Annotated in this window: 13 protein-coding genes and 3 rRNA genes; 14 read left to right on the top strand and 2 right to left on the bottom strand. The window is 69.4% G+C overall.

The annotated features are described in order from the left end of the window. Nucleotides 1-27 precede the first annotated feature (27 nt). Nucleotides 28-921 carry a hypothetical protein gene (locus tag ACN9MS_RS14135; RefSeq protein ID WP_426309156.1) on the top strand — a complete coding sequence of 298 codons (894 nt, stop codon included), beginning with the start codon at nucleotides 28-30 and terminating at the stop codon, nucleotides 919-921. Between the two features lie 119 nt (nucleotides 922-1,040). On the opposite strand, the gene ACN9MS_RS14130 is transcribed toward ACN9MS_RS14135, so the two are convergent. Then, nucleotides 1,041-1,628, bottom strand: coding sequence for a GNAT family N-acetyltransferase (locus ACN9MS_RS14130; protein WP_426309155.1), 588 nt, complete (start codon nucleotides 1,626-1,628; stop codon nucleotides 1,041-1,043). 82 nt (nucleotides 1,629-1,710) lie between these two features. On the opposite strand from ACN9MS_RS14130, the gene ACN9MS_RS14125 reads away from it, so the two are divergent. The 12 genes from ACN9MS_RS14125 (at nucleotide 1,711) to pucL (ending at nucleotide 16,769) form a co-directional block, all read left to right on the top strand. Continuing rightward, the gene (locus tag ACN9MS_RS14125; protein ID WP_426309154.1) at nucleotides 1,711-2,493 is read left to right on the top strand and encodes a LamB/YcsF family protein; all 783 of its coding nucleotides are present in this window, start codon (nucleotides 1,711-1,713) and stop codon (nucleotides 2,491-2,493) included. After that, nucleotides 2,490-4,163 (top strand): 5-oxoprolinase/urea amidolyase family protein, encoded by a 1,674-nt coding sequence (locus tag ACN9MS_RS14120; protein ID WP_426309153.1) that lies wholly within the window; start codon nucleotides 2,490-2,492, stop codon nucleotides 4,161-4,163. The genes ACN9MS_RS14125 and ACN9MS_RS14120 overlap by 4 nt, the downstream gene beginning before the upstream one ends. 634 nt (nucleotides 4,164-4,797) lie before the next feature. Beyond that, nucleotides 4,798-6,319 (top strand): 16S ribosomal RNA (locus tag ACN9MS_RS14115). Nucleotides 6,320-6,777: 458 nt separating this feature from the next. After that, nucleotides 6,778-9,884 (top strand): 23S ribosomal RNA (locus ACN9MS_RS14110). Nucleotides 9,885-9,979: 95 nt separating this feature from the next. Further along, nucleotides 9,980-10,096 (top strand): 5S ribosomal RNA (rrf, locus tag ACN9MS_RS14105). The 16S, 23S and 5S rRNA genes sit together here, the layout of an rRNA operon. A 582-nt stretch (nucleotides 10,097-10,678) precedes the next feature. Continuing rightward, nucleotides 10,679-10,975, top strand: coding sequence for an Asp-tRNA(Asn)/Glu-tRNA(Gln) amidotransferase subunit GatC (gene gatC, locus ACN9MS_RS14100; RefSeq protein ID WP_426309152.1), 297 nt, complete (start codon nucleotides 10,679-10,681; stop codon nucleotides 10,973-10,975). Between the two features lies 1 nt (nucleotide 10,976). Then, nucleotides 10,977-12,518, top strand: coding sequence for an Asp-tRNA(Asn)/Glu-tRNA(Gln) amidotransferase subunit GatA (gene gatA, locus ACN9MS_RS14095; RefSeq protein WP_426309151.1), 1,542 nt, complete (start codon nucleotides 10,977-10,979; stop codon nucleotides 12,516-12,518). After that, nucleotides 12,515-14,020, top strand: a complete 1,506-nt coding sequence (gatB, locus tag ACN9MS_RS14090; RefSeq protein ID WP_426309150.1) for an Asp-tRNA(Asn)/Glu-tRNA(Gln) amidotransferase subunit GatB — start codon at nucleotides 12,515-12,517, stop codon at nucleotides 14,018-14,020. Before gatA ends, gatB begins: the two co-directional genes overlap by 4 nt. A gap of 4 nt (nucleotides 14,021-14,024) precedes the next feature. Then, the gene (locus ACN9MS_RS14085) at nucleotides 14,025-14,630 is read left to right on the top strand and encodes a GNAT family N-acetyltransferase (protein ID WP_426309149.1); all 606 of its coding nucleotides are present in this window, start codon (nucleotides 14,025-14,027) and stop codon (nucleotides 14,628-14,630) included. A gap of 333 nt (nucleotides 14,631-14,963) precedes the next feature. Then, complete coding sequence (uraD, locus tag ACN9MS_RS14080; RefSeq protein ID WP_426309148.1) at nucleotides 14,964-15,461, top strand: 2-oxo-4-hydroxy-4-carboxy-5-ureidoimidazoline decarboxylase; 498 nt, start codon at nucleotides 14,964-14,966, stop codon at nucleotides 15,459-15,461. Further along, nucleotides 15,458-15,826: a hydroxyisourate hydrolase gene (uraH, locus tag ACN9MS_RS14075; protein WP_426309147.1), complete on the top strand. Its 369-nt coding sequence runs from the start codon at nucleotides 15,458-15,460 to the stop codon at nucleotides 15,824-15,826. The genes uraD and uraH overlap by 4 nt, the downstream gene beginning before the upstream one ends. A 1-nt stretch (nucleotide 15,827) precedes the next feature. Beyond that, nucleotides 15,828-16,769: a factor-independent urate hydroxylase gene (pucL, locus tag ACN9MS_RS14070; protein ID WP_426309146.1), complete on the top strand. Its 942-nt coding sequence runs from the start codon at nucleotides 15,828-15,830 to the stop codon at nucleotides 16,767-16,769. Nucleotides 16,770-16,860: 91 nt separating this feature from the next. On the opposite strand, the gene ACN9MS_RS14065 is transcribed toward pucL, so the two are convergent. Continuing rightward, the gene (locus ACN9MS_RS14065; RefSeq protein ID WP_426309145.1) at nucleotides 16,861-17,673 is read right to left on the bottom strand and encodes an IclR family transcriptional regulator; all 813 of its coding nucleotides are present in this window, start codon (nucleotides 17,671-17,673) and stop codon (nucleotides 16,861-16,863) included. 131 nt (nucleotides 17,674-17,804) lie between these two features. Here ACN9MS_RS14065 and ACN9MS_RS14060 point away from each other — a divergent pair, with 131 nt between their 5' ends. Then, entirely contained in the window at nucleotides 17,805-19,301 is a 1,497-nt protein-coding gene (locus tag ACN9MS_RS14060; RefSeq protein WP_426309144.1) for an NAD-dependent malic enzyme, read from the top strand. Nucleotide 19,302 lies beyond the last annotated feature (1 nt).

Below are 19,302 nucleotides of genomic sequence, written 5' to 3'. Positions count from 1 at the left end.
CGGGACGACCAGGGACAGGAGCGACAGGTGGCACAGCGCACCGCAGGACGGACGTCCTCGGCCCGGACGCCGGCGGCGAGGGACACCCGGAAGGGCTCCGGCCGCACAGGCGGCCCGACGACGACGCCCGCCCGCTCCCGTCCCGCAGACCGGGGCGGTGCCGGCCGCCCCGAGCCCCGACCGCCGGCGCGCGTCCGCGCGCGCCGGTGGTTCGCGGGTCTCGACCCCTGGCGCCGGGTGCTCCTGGCCCTCGCCGCGCTCGCCGTGGTCGCGGTGGTGGTCGCGCTCGTCGTGGTGCTGACCCGCGAGGCGCCGGCCGCGACCGACGAGGGGTTCGCCGTCGACCCCGCGCGCGTCGCCGAGCTCGAGGCGGCCGAGGAGGCGCGCGACGCCGACAACCTCGTCGCCTCGATCGAGCACGCCGAGCACGTGCAGACCGAGCTCGTCCCCGTCCTGCACGGGCTGCACGCGGTGCTCCCCGTCGACGGCTCGACCGCCGTCCCGGCCGACCCGGCCGAGGTCGCGGAGTGGCGAGCGACCGTCGACGGCCTCGTGGCCGAGACCGAGTCGCTCCAGAGCGGCTCCTCCGAGCACAACATCGTCCGCAACGGGATGCTCACCTCGCTCCAGCTCGTCGGCGACACGCTCGATGCCGTCGGCCTCGCGGCCGCCGCGGACGCGAGCGACCCGACGGCCGCGTCCGACCTCTACGCCCTCGCCGGCGAGCTGCGCACGCGCGCCGTCGACGCGTGGGGCCTCGCCGCGATCCAGCTCGACCTCCGCTCGACCGCCGGTGGGCAGGGACACGTCCACGTGTTCCTGCCCGTGCACCCGGACGACTCGCTCGACGGCGGCATGGACCTCGGTCATGAGGGCGGCCCCACGGACGACGAGGACGCGCACGAGGACCACGACCACTGACCGACGGCGGCCCACGGCGGGCCGCCCCACCGACCTCCCGGTCGGGCGCCCTCCGGGGTGCAGGCCGAGCCCGACCGGGACCTGACCTCCAGCACCCGCGACGACGCGCGGCGCGGGAGTCAGTCCCGAGGAAGGGCCATGACGACGTCGGAATGCGTCTCACCGCCGACCACGTAGGTGCGGTGCCCGACGACGTCGAACCGGTGCTTCCGGTAGAACGCCTGAGCCCGGGCGTTGAGCACGTTCGTGCCGAGCCACACCGGCAGGCCGAGCCCGAGCCGTGTGGCCGCCTGCGTCGACGCGATCATGAGCACGCTCGCCGCACCCGTCCCCTGGGCCTCCGGGTGCACGTAGATCTTCGAGAGCTCGACCGCCTCGCCCGGTCCCACCGCCGCCGCGACGTCGGGGTCGTCCGGCACACCCCGGACGAGGAGCGCGTACCCGAGGGGGGCTGCGGCGTCGTGCATGACCCCGTCCGACACCGGCTCGACGAGGAGGAGGGCGTGGTCGGCGCTCGCGGCCCATGCGCGGAACCGCTCGGGCGAGAGCTGCGTCGCGACGTGCTCGGCGATCGCCTCGGGCGACGTGCCCGGCGGGCACGCGAGCGGGAACGTCAGGGCCGCGAGCCCGGCGAGCGCGGGTGCGTCCTCGGTCGTGGCGCGGCGGACGCGCACGGTCGCGGGAGCGGTGGGGAGGTCCTCGGGCATGCCCGCGAATCTACGCCCCGACGCTGAGGACGCGGTCGGCCCTCGCGCCCTGGCGCCGGACCGTTCCGGGCATGATGGTCGGGTGACGCGCATCGACCTCAACGCCGACCTCGGCGAGGGCTTCGGCCGCTGGACCCTCGCCGACGACGAGGCCCTGCTCGGCCTCGTGACCAGCGCGAACGTCGCGTGCGGGTTCCACGCGGGCGACCCGGCGACGATGCGGGCCGTGACGCGCGACGCGGTCGCGCGCGGCGTGCGCGTCGGGGCGCACGTGAGCTACCGCGATCTCGCGGGCTTCGGGCGTCGGTTCATGGAGGTCGACCCCGTCGAGCTCGCCGACGACGTGCTCTACCAGCTCGCGGCGCTCGACGGCTTCGCGCGCCTGGCGGGGGACCGGGTGCGCTACGTCAAGCCGCACGGTGCGCTCTACAACGCGATCGTCCATCACGAGGCGCAGGCTCGCGCGGTCGTCGACGCCGTCCGCGCCTACGACCCCTCGCTCCCCGTGGTCGGCCTCCCCGGGTCCACGGTGCTGCGCCTCGCGGACGCCGCGGGGGTGCCGACGGTGCGCGAGGCGTTCGCCGACCGGGGCTACCTCCCCACGGGCGAGCTCGTCCCGCGCGGCCTGCCGGGCGCCGTCGTGCACGACGCCGAGCAGGTCGCCCGGCGCGTCGTGGAGCTCGCCACGTCGGGCACGGTGCCGGCCGCGGACGGCTCGCCCGTGCGGGTGGAGGCCGACTCGGTGTGCGTCCACTCCGACACACCCGGCGCCGTCGGGCTCCTGGTCGCCGTCCGCGCCGCGCTCGAGGACGCCGGCGTCGAGGTGCGCCCGTTCGTCGGCACGGCCGAGGGCGCGGCGCCGTGACGGGAGCGGCCGGTGACGTGCACCGGTTCGGGGAGACGGCGCTGCTCGTCGACCTGCCCGACCTGGCGGCCGTGCGGTCGCTGCACCGCGCGCTCGCGACCGACGCCCCGGCCGGGGTCGTCGACGTGGTCCCGGCCGCGCGGACCGTGCTCGTCCGGTGCGCTGCGCCCGCCGACGTCGCGGACGCCCGCGCCTGGGTCGAGCACGTCCTGCTCCGGGCGCCGTCCGATGACGGGCCGGCGCCCGCCGGGGCCGTCGTCGAGATCTCGGTGCACTACGACGGTCCCGACCTGGAAGACGTCGCCCGCTGGGCGGGGGTGAGCGTCGAGGAGGTCGTCGCCCGCCACTCGGGGCGGGAGTACGAGGCCGCGTTCGGCGGCTTCGCGCCGGGGTTCACCTACCTCGCCGGCGTCGACCCCCTCATCGCGGCGCCTCGGCTCGCGACGCCGCGCACGCGCGTCCCCGCGGGGTCCGTCGCGCTCGCGGGCGAGCTCACCGCGGTCTACCCCGGCGAGTCCCCGGGCGGGTGGCGGCTCCTGGGCCGCACGGACGCGCGGATGTTCGACGTCGAGCGTGACCCGCCGGCGCTCGTCGCGCCCGGCGCTCGGGTGCGGTTCGTGCCGTCCCGCGCCGGTGCCACGGCGCTCGCGGCGCGTGCGGACGTCGTGCGCGGGGGCGACGGGCGCGGCACCGCGACGCCCGGTGCGACCACGGGGGAGGACCTCGCGGGCCGGAGGCCGGGGGAGGGCCCCGAGGGCCGGCGCGCGGGTGCGGGCACCGGGCCGACGCCCGCCGTCGAGGTCCTCGCGACGGGCCCGCTCGTGCTCGTCGAGGACGAGGGGCGCCCCGGTCTCGCGGCGATCGGCGTCGGACCGTCGGGGGCCGCCGACCGTACGTCCCACGCGCTCGCGAACCGTCTCGTCGGCAACCCGGCGACCGCCGCGACGCTCGAGGTCGCGCTCGGCGGGCTCGCGCTCCGGTTCCGGGGGCGCGCGATGGTCGCGCTCGCCGGGGCTGCGGTGCCTGCGACGGTCGACGGGGTGCCGGTGGGCATGAACGCGCCCGTCCCGGTGCCGGCCGGAGGCGTGCTGCGGCTCGGCCTCGCGGTGCGGGGGCTGCGGACCTACGTCGCGGTGCGGGGCGGCGTCACCCCGGACGCCGTCCTCGGGTCGCGGTCGCGCGACACCCTCGCGGGGATCGGCCCCGTGCCGCTGCTGCCGGGGGACGAGCTGACGGTCGGCGCCCCGGTGGCGGGTCGCTGGCCCGTGCTCGGTGTCGCACCCGTGCGCCACGTCCCCGGGGAGCTGCGCCCCGGCGAGCGGGCGGGCGCGGTGCTCGAGGTCCTGCCCGGGCCGCGCGCCGACTGGTTCCTCCCCGGCGCGTGGCAGGCGTTGCGGGCTCTGCGAACCGTGAGCGCGGACAGCGACCGGGTCGCGATCCGGTTGGACGGGCAGGCGGTCCCGCGCCGTGCGGGCGAGCTGCCCTCCGAGGGCCTCGTGCGCGGAGCGGTGCAGGTCCCGCCCGACGGCCGACCCGTCGTCTTCCTGGCGGACCGTCCGGTCACCGGCGGCTATCCGGTCCTCGGGGTGCTGCGTGCCGACGACGTCGACCGGGCGGCCCAGCTCCGGCCGGGCGACCGCGTGGTGCTGCGTGCGGCGCGGCCGTCGTGAGGGGCCGGGGCCCGTCGCAGCGCTGTCGGCCCGAGGAGGGTGGCGAGACGCGAGGCGTCCGGACCTGGGGCGAGACCGCGAATGGTGGGCCGACCGCCTGTGTGCCGGGTCACCCGAGCCCGGCTTGACCCTGGCGCGACGGGCCGCGTAATGTTCTGGATGTCGGCCCGACAGGGAGGAACAGACACCGCCTCGAACGATCGAGGGTGGCTGGTCCCGGGGTCGAAACCCTTCCACCGCATGGCGTAGGATGTTCTCCTGCCCGCAACGAGGAAGACCACGGTGACTGGACTCCGGCGAACAGCCGGGGTTGAGGAGCCGGGGAAGACCTGGTAAGGTTGAAGGGTTGCCCCAAGCGAGGTTCTGCCCGGTCGGGTGGTGCTGAGTTGGTGTGTGTCGGTTGTTTGAGAACTCAACAGTGTGCTTGTTAGTCAATGCCAATTTTTTGTCCCTGTGGCATGGCTGATCTTCTCTACCCGTCGGGTAGGGTGGTTGGTTGTGTCTGGGATTCCTTTGGTTGATTTCGGAAGATGATGTCATCTTTCGTGTTGATGCCAGTTTTGTGAACCCTGTTGGGGTTCGCTTCGTATGGATTGTTCACTGCTGGGTTTGTCCTGGTGGTGGGCGTTGTTCATTTACGGAGAGTTTGATCCTGGCTCAGGACGAACGCTGGCGGCGTGCTTAACACATGCAAGTCGAACGATGATGCCCAGCTTGCTGGGTGGATTAGTGGCGAACGGGTGAGTAACACGTGAGTAACCTGCCCCTGACTTCGGGATAACTCCGGGAAACCGGGGCTAATACCGGATATGAGCCGCCTTCGCATGGGGGTGGTTGGAAAGTTTTTCGGTCAGGGATGGGCTCGCGGCCTATCAGCTTGTTGGTGGGGTGATGGCCTACCAAGGCGACGACGGGTAGCCGGCCTGAGAGGGCGACCGGCCACACTGGGACTGAGACACGGCCCAGACTCCTACGGGAGGCAGCAGTGGGGAATATTGCACAATGGGCGAAAGCCTGATGCAGCGACGCCGCGTGAGGGATGAAGGCCTTCGGGTTGTAAACCTCTTTCAGCAGGGAAGAAGCGCAAGTGACGGTACCTGCAGAAGAAGCGCCGGCTAACTACGTGCCAGCAGCCGCGGTAATACGTAGGGCGCAAGCGTTGTCCGGAATTATTGGGCGTAAAGAGCTCGTAGGCGGTTTGTCGCGTCTGGTGTGAAAACTCGAGGCTCAACCTCGAGCTTGCATCGGGTACGGGCAGACTAGAGTGCGGTAGGGGAGACTGGAATTCCTGGTGTAGCGGTGGAATGCGCAGATATCAGGAGGAACACCGATGGCGAAGGCAGGTCTCTGGGCCGCAACTGACGCTGAGGAGCGAAAGCATGGGGAGCGAACAGGATTAGATACCCTGGTAGTCCATGCCGTAAACGTTGGGCACTAGGTGTGGGGCTCATTCCACGAGTTCCGTGCCGCAGCAAACGCATTAAGTGCCCCGCCTGGGGAGTACGGCCGCAAGGCTAAAACTCAAAGGAATTGACGGGGGCCCGCACAAGCGGCGGAGCATGCGGATTAATTCGATGCAACGCGAAGAACCTTACCAAGGCTTGACATGCACGGGAAGCCACCAGAGATGGTGGTCTCTTTGGACACTCGTGCACAGGTGGTGCATGGTTGTCGTCAGCTCGTGTCGTGAGATGTTGGGTTAAGTCCCGCAACGAGCGCAACCCTCGTCCCATGTTGCCAGCGGGTTATGCCGGGGACTCATGGGAGACTGCCGGGGTCAACTCGGAGGAAGGTGGGGATGACGTCAAATCATCATGCCCCTTATGTCTTGGGCTTCACGCATGCTACAATGGCCGGTACAAAGGGCTGCGATACCGTAAGGTGGAGCGAATCCCAAAAAGCCGGTCTCAGTTCGGATTGGGGTCTGCAACTCGACCCCATGAAGTCGGAGTCGCTAGTAATCGCAGATCAGCAACGCTGCGGTGAATACGTTCCCGGGCCTTGTACACACCGCCCGTCAAGTCACGAAAGTCGGTAACACCCGAAGCCCATGGCCCAACCGTTCGCGGGGGGAGTGGTCGAAGGTGGGACTGGCGATTGGGACTAAGTCGTAACAAGGTAGCCGTACCGGAAGGTGCGGCTGGATCACCTCCTTTCTAAGGAGCTACCAACGCTCGCCTCGCCGGCTTTGCTGGTGGGTGGGTCGTTCAGGTGCCACGCCATCGCCGTACGTGTGGTGGGTGGTTGCTCATGGGTGGAACATTGACGAAAGAGTCTTCTGGTCTTGCTGGTGTCAGTACCTGCCGGCCTGCCTGGTCCTTCGGGGTCGGGTGGGTGGTGGTGGAACATCACGGGTGAGGGTGGGGGGCTTGTCGAGCACACTGTTGGGTCCTCAGGTCACCGGCCACCGGTTGGTGGGGTGCCTGGTACGGGCCGGTCTCCGGACCTCGAACCGCGTCGTCTGCTTCTTCGGGAGCTGATGGGGTAGGCGGGTCCTGGTGGGGGTCGGGGTCGTTGGTTGTTTGAGAACTGCACAGTGGACGCGAGCATCTTTGTAAAGATCAAGACACACCTTCGGGTGTGGTTCTTGGTTCTCTGCAGTTTTGTTGTTTTTGTTGAAGTTTTTAAGGGCACAGGGTGGATGCCTTGGCACTAGGAGCCGAAGAAGGACGTTGTAGCCTGCGATAAGCCTCGGGGAGCTGGCAAACGAGCTGTGATCCGAGGGTTTCCGAATGGGGGAACCCCGCACGAGTCATGTCGTGTGACCCGCACCTGAATATATAGGGTGTGTGGAGGGAACGTCGGGAAGTGAAACATCTCAGTACCGACAGGAAGAGATATTCCGTGAGTAGTGGCGAGCGAAAGCGGATGAGGCCAAACCGGGCGCGTGTTAAAGCTGTCAGGCGTTGCGTGTTCGGGGTTGTGGGACCCTTCTGGTGGATCTGACAGTCCGCCGGGGAGTCAGAAAGTCGTGTCATAGTCGAACCGCATTGAAAGGCGGACCACAGACGGTGCGAGTCCGGTAGACGAAATGGTGCGGCCTCCCGAAGGGGATCCCAAGTAGCACGGGGCCCGAGAAATCTCGTGTGAATCTGGCAAGACCACTTGCTAAGCCTAAATACTACCTAGTGACCGATAGCGGACCAGTACCGTGAGGGAAAGGTGAAAAGTACCCCGGGAGGGGAGTGAAATAGTACCTGAAACCGTGTGCCTACAATCCGTTGGAGCCTCCTTGGTTGGGGTGACAGCGTGCCTTTTGAAGAATGAGCCTGCGAGTTAGTGCTCAGTGGCGAGGTTAACCCGTGTGGGGAAGCCGTAGCGAAAGCGAGTCCGAATAGGGCGCCCATAGTCGCTGGGTCTAGACCCGAAGCGAAGTGATCTAGCCATGGGCAGGTTGAAGCGCGGGTAAGACCGCGTGGAGGACCGAACCCACCAGGGTTGAAAACCTGGGGGATGACCTGTGGTTAGGGGTGAAAGGCCAATCAAACTTCGTGATAGCTGGTTCTCCCCGAAATGCATTTAGGTGCAGCGTCACGTGTTTCTTGCCGGAGGTAGAGCTACTGGATGGCCGATGGGCCCTACAAGGTTACTGACGTCAGCCAAACTCCGAATGCCGGTAAGTGGAAGCGTGGCAGTGAGACTGCGGGGGATAAGCTCCGTAGTCGAGAGGGAAACAGCCCAGACCACCGGCTAAGGCCCCTAAGCGTGTGCTAAGTGGGAAAGGATGTGGAGTTGCACAGACAACCAGGAGGTTGGCTTAGAAGCAGCCACCCTTGAAAGAGTGCGTAATAGCTCACTGGTCAAGTGATTCCGCGCCGACAATGTAGCGGGGCTCAAGTACACCGCCGAAGCCGTGGCATCTGCGCTCAACTCAGGCCTTCGTGGTCCAGAGGCGCAGGTGGGTAGGGGAGCGTCGTGTGGGCAGTGAAGCCGCGGGGGAACCCAGTGGTGGAGCCCACACGAGTGAGAATGCAGGCATGAGTAGCGAAAGACGGGTGAGAAACCCGTCCGCCGAATGACCAAGGGTTCCAGGGCCAGGTTAATCCGCCCTGGGTAAGTCGGGACCTAAGGCGAGGCCGACAGGCGTAGTCGATGGACAAGGAGTTGATATTCTCCTACCGGCGAAGAACCGCCCATACCGAGCCCGGTGATGCTGACCGCCCAAACCTGTCCACCGGCCCTTCGGGGCCACCGGACAGGGGCGCGCGGGACCCGAACCGGTAGTAGGTAAGCGTATTAACAGGGGTGACGCAGGAAGGTAGCCCGGCGTGGCGATGGTAGACCACGTCCAAGGCTGTAGGCCGTCTGGTAGGCAAATCCGCCAGACATGAGGCTGAGAGCTGACGGTGAGCGCACAAGCGCGAACTGGGTGATCCTATGCTGCCAAGAAAAGCCTCGGCGCGAGGTTCTAGCCGCCCGTACCCCAAACCGACTCAGGTGGTCAGGTAGAGAATACTAAGGCGATCGAGAGAATCGTGGTTAAGGAACTCGGCAAAATGCCCCCGTAACTTCGGGAGAAGGGGGGCCCGAAGCGTGAACCGACTTGCTCGGGGAGCGTGGACGGCCGCAGAGACCAGGGAGAAGCGACTGTTTACTAAAAACACAGGTCCGTGCGAAGTCGCAAGACGATGTATACGGACTGACGCCTGCCCGGTGCTGGAAGGTTAAGAGGACGGGTCAACCCCTCGGGGTGAAGCTCAGAATTTAAGCCCCAGTAAACGGCGGTGGTAACTATAACCATCCTAAGGTAGCGAAATTCCTTGTCGGGTAAGTTCCGACCTGCACGAATGGCGTAACGACTTCTCCGCTGTCTCAACCGCGAACTCGGCGAAATTGCACTACGAGTAAAGATGCTCGTTACGCGCAGCAGGACGGAAAGACCCCGGGACCTTTACTATAGCTTGGTATTGGTGTTCGGTGCGGCTTGTGTAGGATAGGTGGGAGACTGTGAAACCCGTACGCCAGTGCGGGTGGAGTCAACGTTGAAATACCACTCTGGCCGCTTCGGATGTCTAACCTCGGTCCGTGATCCGGACCAGGGACAGTGCCTGGTGGGTAGTTTAACTGGGGCGGTTGCCTCCTAAAATGTAACGGAGGCGCTCAAAGGTTCCCTCAGCCTGGTTGGCAATCAGGTGTCGAGTGCAAGTGCACAAGGGAGCTTGACTGTGAGACTGACAGGTCGAGCAGGGACGAAAGTCGGAACTAGTGATCCGGCGGTGGCTTGTGGAAGCGCCGTCGCTCAACGGATAAAAGGTACCCCGGGGATAACAGGCTGATCTTGCCCAAGAGTCCATATCGACGGCATGGTTTGGCACCTCGATGTCGGCTCGTCGCATCCTGGGGCTGGAGTAGGTCCCAAGGGTTGGGCTGTTCGCCCATTAAAGCGGTACGCGAGCTGGGTTTAGAACGTCGTGAGACAGTTCGGTCCCTATCCGCTGCGCGCGCAGGAAACTTGAGAAGGGCTGTCCCTAGTACGAGAGGACCGGGACGGACGAACCTCTGGTGTGCCAGTTGTTCCGCCAGGAGCACCGCTGGTTGGCTACGTTCGGAAGGGATAACCGCTGAAAGCATCTAAGCGGGAAGCCTGCTTCAAGATGAGGTTTCCATACCCTACGGGGTGAGAGGCACCCAGCAGAACACTGGGTCGATAGGCCGGACGTGGAAGCGGGGACGAAAGACCCGTGCAGCTGACCGGTACTAATCAGCCGACAACTTCAACACCAACAATCTTTTGCTACGCGTCCACTGTGCGGTTCCCGAACCACCAACACCACACCCCCCACGGGGTGCCCCAGTGTTGGACAGGTTCACAGAGTTACGGCGGTCACAGCGAAGGGGAAACGCCCGGTCCCATACCGAACCCGGAAGCTAAGCCCTTCAGCGCCGATGGTACTGCCCTGGAGACGGGGTGGGAGAGTAGGACGCCGCCGGACAACCCTTCACCGAAGGCCCACCCCACACGGGGTGGGCCTTCGGCATTTCCGCATACCCTCTCCACGCCCGCTGGCCGGCGTTGACGCAACCGTGGTCGCGCGAGACAGAACCGTGGTCACGTCGGGTGGAACGCTCGCGACCGTGCTCGACGGCGTGTGGCTGGGTGGGGTGGTGGTGCCGCGTCTACCATCCGCCGCTCGTTCCTCGCGGCTCCCGCCAGGCCCGCCACGACGCGGCACCACCACCCACCCCGCCCTACGTCGTCTCGCCCTGGTCTGTGCTCACCCGGGCGACTGCCCGCGGCGTCGGCTTCGCCAGTACGTTCCCGCTCCCGCTCCCGCTGTCGCTTGCCGCTGCACCGCTGCACGGCCGCGGCGCTGCGGGAGAGGGCCGGGCTCGAGGGTCGCGCGCCGCGGACCCGACCCTGCGGGCACGAGACCTGACCGCGGTTCTACCTCGCGCGACCGGATCTACCTCGTCGGTTGGCGCGCTCTCTTCAGCGGCACGGCCTCGGACGCGCCCGCGACGGGAGGGCCGGTGGCGCGGTGGGCACGGCGTCGGGCCCCACTAGAATGGCGACCATGTCCACCATCTCCCGTGACGAGGTCGCGCGCGTCGCCGCGCTGGCCCGCATCGATCTGCGACCCGAGGAGCTGGACCGGCTCTCCGGCGAGCTCGACGTGATCGTCGACGCCATCGCCAAGGTCAGCGAGGTCGCGACGCCCGACGTCCCTGCGACGAGCCACCCGCTCCCGATGACCAACGTCTTCCGGGACGACATCCCCGAGCCGCCGCTGCCGGTCGAGGACGTCCTCGCCTCGGCGCCGTCGGCCGAGGACGGGCGCTTCGCCGTCCCGCAGATCCTCGGGGAGGAGTGAGATGAGCGAGGACCTGACCCGACTGTCCGCCGCCGAGCTGGCGGAGGGCCTGACCGCTCGTGACTTCTCGAGCGTCGACGCGACCCAGGCGCACCTGGACCGGATCGCCGCCGTCGACGGCGCCGTGAACGCGTTCCTGCACGTGAACGCCGAGGAGGCGCTGGCGACGGCGCGCACGGTCGACGAGCGGCGCGTCGCGGGCGAGGAGCTGCACCCGCTGGCCGGCGTCCCGATCGCCGTCAAGGACGTCGTCGTGACCCAGGGCATGCCGACGACCGCCGGCTCCAAGATCCTCGAGGGCTGGATCCCGCCCTACGACGCCACGCTCGTCGAGAAGATCCGCGCCGCGGGGCTGCCGATCCTCGGCAAGACGAACATGGACGAGTTCGCCATGGGCTCGTCGACCGAGCACTCGGCGTTCGGCAACACACGCAACCCGTGGGACCTCGACCGCATCCCGGGTGGGTCGGGCGGAGGCTCGGCCGCCGCGGTGGCCGCGTTCGAGGCGCCGCTCGCGATCGGTACCGACACGGGCGGCTCGATCCGCCAGCCTGGTGCCGTCACGGGCACCGTCGGCGTGAAGCCCACCTACGGCGGGGTCTCGCGCTACGGCCTCATCGCGATGGCGTCGTCGCTCGACCAGGCGGGTCCCGTCACTCGTACCGTGCTCGACTCCGCGCTGCTGCACGAGCTCATCGGGGGCTATGACCCGCGGGACTCGACGTCGATCCCCGGCCGCGCGCCGGCGCTCGTCGAGGCGGCGGTGCAGGGTGCCACGGGCGACCTGTCGGGAGTGCGTGTCGGTGTCGTCAAGGAGCTCACCGGTGAGGGCTACCAGGAGGGCGTCAGCGCGCGGTTCGCGCAGTCGCTCGACCTCCTGCGCGGTCTGGGCGCGGAGATCGTCGAGGTCTCGTGCCCGCACTTCGAGTACGCGCTCGGCGCGTACTACCTCATCATGCCGTCGGAGGCGTCGAGCAACCTCGCGAAGTTCGACGGCATGCGCTTCGGCCTGCGCGTCGAGCCTGAGGAGGGCCCGGTGACCGCGGAGCGCGTCATGGCCGCGACCCGCGGCGCGGGCTTCGGCGACGAGGTGAAGCGTCGCATCATCCTCGGCACGTACGCGCTGTCGGCGGGCTACTACGACGCCTACTACGGGAGCGCGCAGAAGGTCCGCACGCTCATCCAGCGCGACTTCGCCGCGGCCTTCGAGCACGCGGACGTCCTCGTCTCCCCGACGGCACCGACCACGGCGTTCCGGTTCGGCGAGAAGCTCGACGACCCGCTGGCGATGTACCTCAACGACGTCGCGACGATCCCCGCGAACCTCGCGGGCGTTCCCGGCATGTCGGTGCCGGCGGGCCTGTCGGACGACGGCCTCCCCGTCGGGTTCCAGATCCTCGCGCCGGCCAAGGCCGACGACCGCATGTACCGGGTGGGCGCCGCGCTCGAGTCGGCGCTCCTCAGCGCGTGGGGTGGGCCGCTGCTCGACCGCGCGCCGGCGCTGCCCACGGCCACCATCGAGAAGGAAGGCCAGGTCGGATGACCGCCACGACCGTCGACCTCGTCGACTACGCCGACGCCACGCGCCGCTACGACCCCGTCATCGGGATCGAGGTGCACGTCGAGCTCGGCACGCTGACCAAGATGTTCTGCCCGGCCGAGGTGAGCTTCGGCGCGGAGCCGAACACCCAGGTGACCCCGGTCTCGCTCGGGCTCCCGGGCGCGCTGCCGGTCGTCAACGGCAAGGCCGTCGAGTACGCGATCCGCATCGGCCTCGCGCTCAACTGCCAGATCGCCGAGACCTGCCGGTTCGCGCGCAAGAACTACTTCTACCCGGACGTCCCGAAGAACTTCCAGACGTCGCAGTACGACGAGCCCATCGCGTACGACGGGTGGATCGACGTCGAGCTCGAGGACGGGACCGTGTTCCGCGTCGAGATCGAGCGCGCGCACATGGAGGAGGACGCCGGCAAGAACACCCACGTGGGTGGCGCGACCGGCCGTATCCACGGCGCGGAGTACTCGCTCGTCGACTACAACCGCGCCGGCATCCCGCTGGTGGAGATCGTCACGCGGCCCATCACGGGCGCGGGCGACCGCGCCCCTGAGGTCGCGCGCGCCTACGTCCAGACGCTGCGCGACATCTTCCGCGCGCTCGACGTGTCCGAGGCCCGCATGGAGCGCGGCAACGTGCGCGCGGACGTGAACCTCTCGCTGCGCCCGACGCCCGAGTCGCCGCTCGGCACCCGGACGGAGACGAAGAACGTCAACTCCTTCCGCTCCGTCGAGCGGGCCGTCCGGTACGAGGTCTCGCGCCAGGCCGCCGTGCTCGACGCGGGCGGCACCGTGATCCAGGAGACGCGGCACTGGCACGAGGACACCGGCGTCACGACGTCGGGGCGCGTGAAGTCCGACGCCGAGGACTACCGGTACTTCCCGGAGCCGGACCTGGTCCCGATCGCGCCCCCGCGCGAGTGGATCGAGGAGATCCGCGCCGGGCTCCCGGAGCTCCCTGTCGCGCGTCGCCGTCGCCTCCAGGGCGAGTGGGGCTACGCGGACGCGGAGATGCGCGACGTCGTCAACGCGGGCGCGATCGACCTCATCGAGGCGACCGTCGCCGCCGGGACGAGCCCGGCCGGTGCGCGCAAGTGGTGGATGGGCGAGCTCGCCCGTCGCGCCAAGCAGGACGAGGTCACCCTCGAGGAGCTGCCGGTGACGCCCGCCCAGATCGCGGCGCTCCAGGGGCTGGTCGACGCGGGCCGGATCAACGACAAGCTCGCGCGCCAGGTCCTCGACGGCGTGCTCGCCGGCGAGGGCGACCCGGAGGCGGTCGTGACCGCCCGCGGGCTCGAGGTCGTCTCGGACGACGGGGCGCTGCTCGCCGCGATCGACGAGGCGCTCGCCGCGCAGCCGGACGTCGTCGAGAAGGTCCGGGGCGGCAACCTCGGTCCGGTCGGCGCGATCATCGGGGCCGTCATGAAGGCGACGCGCGGTCAGGCGGACGCCGGTCGGGTGCGCGAGCTCATCCTCGAGCGGATCGGCTGACGCCGTGACGCGCGGACCGGTCCTGCTCGGGGAGATGGTGCGCCTGCGCCCGATCGAGGCGCGGGACGCCGACCGCATGTGGGAGTCGCTGCAGGACCCGGAGTCGAACCGGCTCACGGGGACGACGGCGACGTTCACGCGCGACCAGATCGACGAGTGGTCGGCGACGATCAGCGACCGCGAGGGGCGCTACGACTGGGCCATCACCGCGGGCGCGGTGCGCGACGGCCAGCTGGTGAGTGACGAGATGATCGGCGAGATCGTGCTCAACGACCTCGACGAGGACGCGCGCTCGGCGAACCTGCGCCTCGCGCTGCTCCCGAACTACCGGGGCCGCGGCTACGGTCGTGAGGCGATCTTCGAGGTGCTGCGGTTCGCGTTCGAGGGCGCGACCGACGTCGAGGGGGTCCGGCACGAGGGCCCGCACCTGCACCGCGTGAGCCTCGACGTGCTGAGCATCAACCCGCGGGCGCGGATGCTCTACGAGTCGCTGGGCTTCCGTGAGGAGGGCCGGCTGCGCGACGTCTACCGCGACGGCGACGGGTGGGCGGACGCGACGGTGATGAGCATCCTCGAGGACGAGTTCCGGGCGGGGCTCGGCGCGCCCTGAACCGTCGAACGGCGCGGTCGCGCGCGAGGACGACACGGGAGGGCCCGGCAGCATCAGCTGCCGGGCCCTTCGCCGTTCCCAGGGACGGGCGGTTCTCGGGGCCGTGCGGACTTGGGAATGCGCGGACTTGGGACGTGCGGCGGGGCCGGGTGGTCCCGTGGTGCGCGGGCGCGCGAGGTGCGCTGGTGCCCGGTGCGGGGGACCGTGGTTGACATGAGCGACGGCCACGACGTACATTCATAAGACGGAAACAAACTTCCGAGATGTGGAATACAGAGGTCAGGCGGTGTAGGACACCGCCGACCGGCCTGACGCGGAGAGGGACACGCAGCGATGACGCTGGACGAGTTCAACCGGTTGTCACCGGAGGAGGCGCGCGAGGCGCTGCTCGCGTGCGCGCACGTCGCGCGGTGGGCCGACGCGGTCGCTGCTGGGCGCCCCTACGCGAGCGTCGAGGACGCGGCCGACGCCGCCTTGGCCGCGGCCGACCCCTGGACGGACGCCGAGGTCGACTCGGCGCTCTCTCGCCATCCCCGGATCGGGGAGCGGGCGCAGGGAGACGCGGCGGACGCGAGCATGTCGCGGTCCGAGCAGTCCGGCGTCGACACGTCCGACGACGACGTCCAGCGCCGACTGACCGAGGGCAACCGCGCGTACGAGGAGCGGTTCGGGCACGTGTTCCTCATCCGGGCCGCCGGCCGCAGCGCCGAGGAGATCCTCGAGCAGCTCACCGAGCGGCTCGGCAACGACGCCGACACCGAGCGGGCGAACGCCGCCCGGAACCTGCGCGAGATCGCCGCGCTGCGGCTGAAGGGAATGCTGAGGGCATGAGCACCCACGCCAGCCACATCACCACGCACGTACTCGACGCGGCCAGCGGTAGGCCCGCCGAGGGGATCACCGTCCGCCTGGAGGCGGCTCCGGAGATCGCGGACAGGACGACGGGGCAGGGCTGGTCCCTGGTGGCGTCCTCCCGCACGAACGACGACGGTCGTGTGCCCGAGCTCGGGCCCGAGACCCTCGTCCCCGGTACGTACCGCCTCGTGTTCGACACGGGCGAGTACTTCGACCGGCGAGACACCGTGTCCTTCTACCCGGAGGTCGTCATCGTCTTCCGGGTGGCGAGCGCTGAGCAGCACTACCACGTCCCCGTCCTGCTCAGCCCGTTCGCCTACTCGACCTATCGAGGGAGCTGACATGAGCACCACCACCACGACCGCCGAGCAGCCGGCGGCCACGCAGAGCAGCGGGGCCATCGTCCTGGGCGACAACCAGTGGGGCAAGGCGGAGGTGCGCCTCGTGCGCGTCGACCGCGCCACGCCTCGCCACGAGATCACGGACCTCGACGTCTCCTCGCAGCTGCGGGGTGGGCAGGAGGCCACGCACCTGGAGGGCGACAACTCCAGGTGCGTCGCCACCGACACGCAGAAGAACACGATCTACGCGTTCGCCCGCGACGGCGTCGGCGCGATCGAGGACTTCGCGATCCGCCTCGGCCAGCACTTCGTCGAGGACTTCGAGTGGATCGAGGGCGGCCGCTGGGAGATCGAGCAGTACACGTGGAACCGCATCGAGACCGCGGACGGCGAGCACGACCACGCGTTCGTCCGGAACAACCAGGAGACGCGCACGACGGTCGTGCAGCGCGACGGCGACGAGGTCTTCGTCGTCTCAGGCCTCACGGACCTCGTCGTGCTCAAGTCGACAGGCTCGGAGTTCCACGGGTTCCCGCGCGACCGCTACACGACGCTCGTGGAGACGAACGACCGCATCCTCGCGACGTCGGTCACCTCGCGGTGGCGCTACACGACGACGGACGTCGACTTCGACACCGTGTACGCGAAGGTCCGCGCGATCCAGCTCGAGGCGTTCGCGACGACCCACTCGCTCGCGCTCCAGCAGACCCTGTTCGCGATGGGCAAGGCGGTCCTCGAGGCGATCCCCGAGATCGCCGAGATCAAGTTCTCGATGCCGAACAAGCACCACTTCCTCGTGGACCTCGCGCCGTTCGGCCTCGACAACCCGAACGAGGTCTTCTACGCGGCCGACCGCCCGTACGGCCTCATCGAGGCCACGGTCCAGCGCGAGGGCGAGCCGGCCGAGCCGCGCGCCTGGGCGACCGTCACCGGGTTCTGCTGAGCCGACCGTGACGGACGGACGCGCCCTGCCCGGCCGCGGGGCACCCGCGGTCCGGCAGGGCGCGCCCGCACCGTCGCACCCCGGCGTCGCCTCAGGGCGCGGCGGTGATGAGCTCGCGCGTGAGCTCGCTCGCGACGCGGTGCAGCACCGGCACGGCCCGCTCCCCGAACTCGTACGTCACGCGGGCCGCGGGGCCCGAGACGGACAGGGCCGTGGGGGTCGGGGCGTCGGGTACCGCGACGGCGAAGCAGCGCACGCCGAGCTCCTGCTCGCCGTCGTCGATCGCGTACCCGCGCTCGCGCGTCGCCGCGAGCTCCGCGAGGAGCGCGTCGACGTCGGTGATCGACTGGTCGGTCGCCGGGGGCATGCCGACCCGGCCCATGATCTCCCGCACGGTCTGGTCGGGGAGCTGCGCGAGCACGGCCTTGCCGACGCCCGTGCAGTGCGTGTACACGCGCCGACCGACCTCGGTGAACATCCGCATCGAGTGGCTCGACGAGGCCTGGGCGACGTAGACGGCCATGTCGCGGTCGATCATCGCGAGGTTGGCCGACTCGCCGAGGTCGTGCGCGAGCCGCTCGAGGTAGGGGCGGGCGCCGGCGCCGAGCTGGCGCCCCGCCGACTCGCCGAGGCGGATGAGCCGCGGGCCGAGCGTGTAGCGCCGCGACGGGGTCTGGCGCACGTAGCCCTGGGCGAGCAGCGTCCGCAGCAGCCGGTGGATCGTCGGCAGGGGCAGCCCGGCGTGCTGCGCGAGCTCGCTGAGCCCCGACTCGCCGCCGAAGTCGGCGAGCAGCTCGAGCAGCTCGATCGCCCGGTCCACGGACTGCACGCCCCCGGAGGGTTTCGCGGGCCGTGCGCCCGGCTGGCTCTCCGTCGGCTCCGTCGCCGCCGAGATCTCGGCCATCTCACGATCTCCTGTCCACCTGGTGCCGCCCGACGCAGGGTGCGTACCTCGCCTGAGCAGTGCGGGACCGTCCCGCGCTCCCTTCCGCATCACGGAAGACACGCATCAGCATACGAGAAGAAGGAACGAACATGACGTCCGAGACGAAGGCTCCGGAGACGCAGGCCTCGACGGTGAAGGCCGCCGCGACCAGCCCGAGCTACTCCATCACGCTGCGCGTCGAGGCCCCGAGCGGGCACCGCACCGCGAGCGACCTCGTCGCCGCGGTGAGCGCGACCGGCGCCGCGATCACGGGTGTCGACGTGTCGGAGTCGGGCGCGGACCGCCTCGTCGTCGACGTCACGGCGGACACCGTCGACGCCGCGCACGTCGAGCACATCCGCGACGCGCTCAGCGCGCTCGACGGCATCACCGTGCGCCACGTGAGCGACGCGACGTTCCTCATGCACCTCGGCGGCAAGCTCGAGGTCAACCCCAAGGTGCCGCTGCGCCACCGCGCCGACCTCGCCCGCGCCTACACCCCCGGCGTGGCGCGCGTGTGCCTCGCCATCGCCGAGCGCCCCGAGGACGCGCGCCGCCTGACGGTCAAGCGCAACACGGTCGCGGTCGTGACCGACGGCACCGCCGTCCTCGGCCTGGGCGACATCGGCCCCGCCGCCGCGCTCCCCGTCATGGAGGGCAAGGCCGCGCTGTTCAAGCAGTTCGCGGGCGTCGACGCCTGGCCCGTGTGCCTCGACACGACCGACACCGAGGAGATCATCCGCACGGTCAAGGCGATCGCCCCTGTGTACGGCGGGATCAACCTCGAGGACATCTCGGCGCCGCGCTGCTTCGAGATCGAGCGCCGGCTGCGCGAGGAGCTCGACATCCCCGTGTTCCACGACGACCAGCACGGCACCGCGATCGTCGTCCTCGCGGCGCTGACGAACGCGCTGCGCGTCGTCGGCAAGACGATCGAGGACGTGCGCATCGTCGTCTCCGGCGTGGGCGCGGCGGGCAACGCGATCATCTCCCTGCTCCAGGGCCAGGGCGCGCGACGCATCGTCGCGTTCGACCGCCACGGCGCGATCCACCCGGGCGCGAACCTCACGGACGACCACCGCCGTCGCCTCGCCGAGACGACCAACGCCGAGGGCTTCACCGGCACGCTGCGCGAGGGCCTCGCGGGAGCGGACGTGTTCATCGGCGTCTCCGGCCCGAACATCCTCACGGGCGACGACGTCGCGACGATGGCCGACGACGCGATCGTCTTCGCGCTCGCGAACCCGACGCCTGAGGTCGATCCCATCGCCGCCGCGCAGCACGCGACCGTCGTCGCGACGGGCCGCAGCGACTACCCGAACCAGATCAACAACGTGCTCGCGTTCCCGGGCCTGTTCCGCGGCCTGCTCGACGTCGGCGCGAGCGAGATCACCGACGAGATGCTGCGTGCCGCGGCCGTCGCGATCGCGGACGCCGTCGCGCCCGAGGAGCTCAGCGCGAGCTACATCGTGCCGAGCGTGTTCGAGCCCGCGGTCTCCAAGGCCGTCGCGCGAGCCGTCGCCGAGGTCGCGGAGCGCGGCCGCGCGGAGCAGGCTCAGGGGAGCACCACGTCGGGCCACCACGTCGGGTCGGCGCCCCGGTCCTGAC

It is taken from the genome of Cellulosimicrobium sp. E-16, from assembly GCF_049913115.1.
Classification (GTDB): Bacteria; Actinomycetota; Actinomycetes; order Actinomycetales; family Cellulomonadaceae; genus Cellulosimicrobium.
This window is presented reverse-complemented; position numbering and strand designations above follow the sequence as displayed.

Excerpts from the sequence above, each read along its gene's own strand:
- gatB (WP_426309150.1), top strand. The coding sequence starts at position 12,515 with ATGACCGCCACGACCGTCGACCTCGTCGACTACGCCGACGCCACGCGC.
- pucL (WP_426309146.1), top strand. The coding sequence starts at position 15,828 with ATGAGCACCACCACCACGACCGCCGAGCAGCCGGCGGCCACGCAGAGC.
- uraH (WP_426309147.1), top strand. The coding sequence starts at position 15,458 with ATGAGCACCCACGCCAGCCACATCACCACGCACGTACTCGACGCGGCC.
- gatA (WP_426309151.1), top strand. The coding sequence starts at position 10,977 with ATGAGCGAGGACCTGACCCGACTGTCCGCCGCCGAGCTGGCGGAGGGC.
- uraD (WP_426309148.1), top strand. The coding sequence starts at position 14,964 with ATGACGCTGGACGAGTTCAACCGGTTGTCACCGGAGGAGGCGCGCGAG.
- ACN9MS_RS14060 (WP_426309144.1), top strand. The coding sequence starts at position 17,805 with ATGACGTCCGAGACGAAGGCTCCGGAGACGCAGGCCTCGACGGTGAAG.
- ACN9MS_RS14130 (WP_426309155.1), bottom strand. The coding sequence starts at position 1,628 with ATGCCCGAGGACCTCCCCACCGCTCCCGCGACCGTGCGCGTCCGCCGC.
- gatC (WP_426309152.1), top strand. The coding sequence starts at position 10,679 with ATGTCCACCATCTCCCGTGACGAGGTCGCGCGCGTCGCCGCGCTGGCC.
- ACN9MS_RS14065 (WP_426309145.1), bottom strand. The coding sequence starts at position 17,673 with ATGGCCGAGATCTCGGCGGCGACGGAGCCGACGGAGAGCCAGCCGGGC.